This window comes from Cellulosimicrobium cellulans (assembly GCF_001722485.1).
Taxonomy (GTDB): domain Bacteria; phylum Actinomycetota; class Actinomycetes; order Actinomycetales; family Cellulomonadaceae; genus Cellulosimicrobium; species Cellulosimicrobium cellulans_A.
Genome location: NZ_LWGL01000211.1, coordinates 1 through 4,702, shown reverse-complemented (window position 1 = coordinate 4,702; position 4,702 = coordinate 1). Strand labels below are relative to the sequence as shown.

At 74.0% G+C, this 4,702-nt stretch carries 5 protein-coding genes and 1 pseudogene; all 6 read right to left on the bottom strand.

The features are described from left to right. Positions 1-1,286, bottom strand: a 1,286-nt coding sequence (locus tag JZ5iCDA_RS15720; protein ID WP_083260081.1) for a dihydroorotase, incomplete at its 3' end; no start/stop codon positions are given. Beyond that, positions 1,283-2,389, bottom strand: a complete 1,107-nt coding sequence (locus tag JZ5iCDA_RS15715; RefSeq protein WP_083260080.1) for an aspartate carbamoyltransferase catalytic subunit — start codon at positions 2,387-2,389, stop codon at positions 1,283-1,285. The genes JZ5iCDA_RS15720 and JZ5iCDA_RS15715, both read right to left, overlap by 4 nt. Continuing rightward, positions 2,386-3,063 (bottom strand): bifunctional pyr operon transcriptional regulator/uracil phosphoribosyltransferase PyrR, encoded by a 678-nt coding sequence (pyrR, locus tag JZ5iCDA_RS15710; RefSeq protein ID WP_083260079.1) that lies wholly within the window; start codon positions 3,061-3,063, stop codon positions 2,386-2,388. Before pyrR ends, JZ5iCDA_RS15715 begins: the two co-directional genes overlap by 4 nt. Positions 3,064-3,285: 222 nt before the next feature. Beyond that, entirely contained in the window at positions 3,286-3,705 is a 420-nt protein-coding gene (nusB, locus tag JZ5iCDA_RS15705; protein ID WP_069387998.1) for a transcription antitermination factor NusB, read from the bottom strand. 18 nt (positions 3,706-3,723) lie between these two features. Next, on the bottom strand, positions 3,724-4,287 hold the full coding sequence (efp, locus tag JZ5iCDA_RS15700) for an elongation factor P (RefSeq protein WP_069387997.1): 564 nt from the start codon (positions 4,285-4,287) through the stop codon (positions 3,724-3,726). A gap of 101 nt (positions 4,288-4,388) precedes the next feature. Next, positions 4,389-4,571: pseudogene (locus tag JZ5iCDA_RS20020) on the bottom strand (hypothetical protein); the annotation flags it as partial. Between the last annotated feature and the right edge of the window lie 131 nt (positions 4,572-4,702).

Below are 4,702 nucleotides of genomic sequence, written 5' to 3'. Positions count from 1 at the left end.
CACCGCTCGGCGTGGATGACGGTCGCCGGCGCGGTCCTGCTCGTGTTCGTGCTGCTCGCGGTACCGGTCCGACGCCGGCGCCCGGCGGCGAGGTGACGAAGAGATGGCGGACGACGTGACGGGCAGGCGGGCTCGCCGACCTCCAGCGGGCGGCCGTGGGCCGTCGGGCCGGTGTCGATGCGCCCGATGCGCGCCGGGTTCGTCGAGAGCACGCGCGCGACGTCGGCCCACGTCATGCGGCCGGTGTCGACCATGGTCTCCTGGACGACGCTCAGCGCGGTCTCGAGCCCGGTCATGCCGAACGCGGCCGCCGCCCACTCGCAGTCCTTGTCCTCGACCGGGTGCGGAGCGTGGTCGGTCGCGACGATGTCGATCGTCCCGTCGGCGAGCCCGGCGCGCACGGCCTCGACGTCAGCCGCGGTGCGCAGGGGCGGGTTGACCTTGAACGTCGGGTCGTAGCCGCGCGCGAGCTCGTCGGTGAGGACGAGATGGTGCGGCGTGACCTCGGCGGTGACGTCGATGCCGCGGCCCTTGGCCCACCGCACGATCTCGACCGACCCGGCCGTGGACAGGTGGCACACGTGCAGGCGCGAGCCGACGTGCTCGGCGAGGAGGACGTCGCGCGCGATGATCGCCTCCTCGGCGACCGCGGGCCAGCCCGCGAGCCCGAGCTCGGCGGACACGACGCCCTCGTTCATCTGCGCGCCCTCGGTCAGGCGCGGCTCCTGCGCGTGCTGCGCGACGACGCCGTCGAACGCCTTGACGTACTCGAGCGCGCGACGCATGAGGATCGGGTCGGCGACGCACTTGCCGTCGTCGGAGAAGACGCGCACGCGCGCGGCGGAGTCGGCCATCGCGCCGAGCTCGGCGAGCTGCTCGCCCGCGAGCCCGACGGACACGGCGCCGACGGGGTGGACGTCGGCCCAGCCGGCGTCGCGGCCGAGCCGCCACACCTGCTCGACGACGCCCGCGGTGTCCGCGACCGGCGTCGTGTTGGCCATGGCGTGCACGGCCGTGAAGCCGCCCGCGGCCGCGGCGCGCGTGCCGGACTCGACGGTCTCGGCGTCCTCGCGCCCGGGCTCGCGCAGGTGGGTGTGCAGGTCGACGAGGCCGGGCAGCGCGACCGTGCCGGTCGCGTCGACCACGACGACGTCGTCGCCGGCGGCGCGCGACGAGCCCACGGGCGCGACCTCGGCGATCACGCCGCCCGCGAGGACGAGGTCGACGGGGTCGCCGCCGAGGGGCCGGGCCCCGCGCAGGACGTAGGTGGTTCCGACGCTGCTCACGAGGTGACGACCCTTTCGGTGGGGTGGGGGGCGGGGGCCCCGGTGGGGGTGGTGGCGGCTGCGGCGACCGGTACGGGGGCCGGCTGCGGCTCGTCGGCGCCCGCGAGGAGGAGGTAGAGCACGGCCATGCGCACCGCCACCCCGTTGGCGACCTGCTCGACGATGACCGCGCGCGACGAGTCCGCCGCCTGCGCGGAGATCTCCAGGCCGCGGTTCATCGGACCGGGGTGCAGGACGATCGCGTGCGGGTCGAGCAGGTCGAGGCGCCGCGCGTCGAGGCCGAACTTGCGGGAGTACTCGAGCGGGTTGGGGAAGAACGCCCCGCCGCCCGCGCCGGCGCCGCTCATGCGCTCGCGCTGCACGCGCAGCATCATCACGGCGTCCGTCGTCCCGTGGGGGCCGTGGCCCGCGAGGGTCGCGTCGAGGTCGTACGAGACGGTGCACGGCCAGGTCTCGACCCCGACCGGCAGGAGCGTCGGCGGCGCGACGAGCGTCACGTGCGCCCCGAGCGTGTGCAGCAGGTGCACGTTCGACCGCGCGACGCGCGAGTGCAGCACGTCCCCGACGATCGCGACGTGCCGGCCCGCGAGGTCCGCGCCGAGCGCGGCCGCGTCGTCGGGCCCGGACGCGCCGGGCGCCGTGAGCCCCGTGCCGGACAGGTGCCGGCGCAGGGTGTACGCGTCGAGGAGCGCCTGCGTCGGGTGCTGGTGCGTGCCGTCCCCAGCGTTGACCACGGCGGCGTCGAGCCAGCCCGCGTGGGCGAGCAGGTGCGGCGCGCCGGACGCCTGGTGGCGCACCACGACGGCGTCGGCGCCCATGGCGCGCAGCGTGAGCGCGGTGTCCTTGAGCGACTCGCCCTTGGACACGCTCGAGCCCTTGGCGGAGAAGTTGATGACGTCGGCGGACAGGCGCTTCGCGGCCGTCTCGAACGAGATGCGCGTGCGCGTGGAGTCCTCGTAGAAGAGGTTGACCACGGTGCGGCCACGCAGCGTCGGGAGCTTCTTGATCTCGCGCGACTGCGTCGCGGCCATCTGCGCCGCGGTGTCGAGGACGCGCACCGCGTCCTCGCGCGCGAGCTCCTGGGTGGAGAGCAGGTGCCTCACGCGCGCACCTCCCCCGCGTCGCGCCCGGCGGGCGCCGCGTGGATCACGACGGCGTCGCCCGCCCCGGCGGGGTCCTCGCCGTCGACCTCGGCGAGGCGCACGCTCACGCGCTCGCTCGTGGAGGTGGGCAGGTTCTTGCCGACGAAGTCGGGCCGGATCGGCAGCTCGCGGTGCCCCCGGTCGACGAGCGCGGCGAGCTGCACGGCGCGCGGGCGCCCGAGGTCGCTGATCGCGTCGAGCGCGGCGCGGATGGTGCGCCCGGAGTACAGGACGTCGTCGACGAGGACGACCACCTTCCCGTCGATGCCCGACGCGGGCAGGCGGGTCGCGCCGATGGTGCGCGTGGGGTGGCGGTGCAGGTCGTCGCGGTACATCGTCACGTCGAGCTCGCCGACGACCGCCGGGCGGTCGCGCGCGGCGGCGCCGTCCTCGCGCGGCTCCTCGATCGCCGCGAGGCGCTCGGCGAGGCGGTCGGCGAGCGGGACGCCGCGCGTCGGGATGCCGAGCAGGACGAGGTCGTCGGTGCCCTTGTTGCGCTCCACGATCTCGTGGGCGATGCGGGTCAGGGCGCGGGAGATGTCCGCGGCCGTCATGACGACGGTGCCGGCCGACGGGCCGGTGGGGGTCGACGCGGGCGTCGACGAGGATGTGGGTACGGCAGGGCCAGAGCTCATGTCCGGCGACCTCCTTCCCCGCCTCACGGGACGGGCCTTAAAGGATGTCTGACGGGCTCACCCTACCGGGCGCCGCGCCCGGGGGACGGCTCGCGTCCGGGACGTGGGACGCGGCGTCGGTCACAGCGGACCGACGCCGCGTCGGACGTCTCGTGGGTGCGCCGGGCCGCGGCCCGGGCGGGAAGAGGCCGTGGTCTCAGGCAGCGATCTCAGGCGGTGATCTCAGGCAGTGATCGTCGGCTTCATCTCGACGATGCGGGCCAGCAGCCCGTTGACGAACGACGGCGAGTCGTCCGTCGACAGCGAGCGGGCCAGGTCGACGGCCTCGTCCACGGCGACGACGTCGGGGACGTCGTCGTTGAAGAGGATCTCCCAGCCGCCGATGCGCAGGAGCGCCCGGTCGACGGCGGGCATGCGGTCGAGCGTCCACCCGTGCGAGTACGTCTCGATCAGCTCGTCGATGCGGTCGCGGTGCGCGAGCACGCCCTCGACGATGTCGACCGCGTACTGCGGCACCGCGGACTGCGCGACGCCGGGGTCGGCGACGCGCTCCGCGAGCAGCGTCGCCGGGTCGACCCGGCGCTGCTCCGCCTCGAAGAGGACGTCGAGCGCGCGCTTGCGCGCCTTGGTGCGTGCGGCCATGTGGGGTGCGCCGGCCCGTCAGTCGTTGACGCGGCCGAGGTACGACCCGTCGCGCGTGTCGACCTTGACCTTGGTGCCCTGCTCGAGGAACAGCGGGACCTGGATCTGCGCGCCGGTCTCGAGCGTGGCGGGCTTGGTGCCGCCGGTCGAGCGGTCGCCCTGCAGGCCGGGCTCGGTGTAGGTGATCTCGAGGACCACGGAGGCCGGCAGCTCGACGTACAGCGGCTGGCCGTCGTTTGAGGCCACGAGGACGTTCTGGCTCTCGAGCAGGTAGTCCTTGGCGTCGCCGACGACCTCGGGCGAGATGGTGATCTGGTCGTAGGTGGACGTGTCCATGAACACGTAGTCCGCGCCGTCCATGTACAGGTACTGGTAGTCGCGGCGGTCCACGTTGGCCGTCTCGATCTTGATGCCGGCGTTGAACGTCTTGTCGACCGTCTTGCCCGTGAGGACGTTCTTGATCTTCGTGCGGACGAACGCGCCACCCTTGCCGGGCTTGACGTGCTGGAACTCGATGACGCTCCACAGCTGGCCGTCGATCCGGAGCACGGTGCCGTTCTTGATGTCGTTGGTCGTCGCCACGGTGGTCTTCCTGTCGCAGGGTCGTCGGGGGCCGTCCGCGCACCCGGCCGCCCGGGCCCCTCGGTCGAGGCCGGTCGACCGGCGAACAGGCCTGGTCGAGTCTACCGGAGCGCGGAGAGCACGGCGTCGGCGAGCACCCCCACGGTCGCGGCCCACGACATCGAGGCGAGCGTGCCCACCACGAACCGCTCGGACGCGACGGGGTGCTCGCGCAGCTCCGGGTAGCGCCCGAGGCCCTTGATCGCGACGACGAACGCGATCCCGGACGGGTAGCCGGCGAGCAGGCAGGGCGACCTGCGCCGTCCCCATGACGGTGCCGACGTTGTGCTGGGCGAACACGCGCTCGACGGCGACGACGTCGGGCACGTGCTCGTCGAGCCACGCGTCGAGCCGCTCGGCGATCCGCAGCAGCCGC

What these genes read in the sequence shown, in the direction of transcription:
- pyrR (WP_083260079.1), bottom strand. Translation starts at nt 3,063, where the DNA reads ATGAGCTCTGGCCCTGCCGTACCCACATCCTCGTCGACGCCCGCGTCG.
- nusB (WP_069387998.1), bottom strand. Translation starts at nt 3,705, where the DNA reads ATGGCCGCACGCACCAAGGCGCGCAAGCGCGCGCTCGACGTCCTCTTC.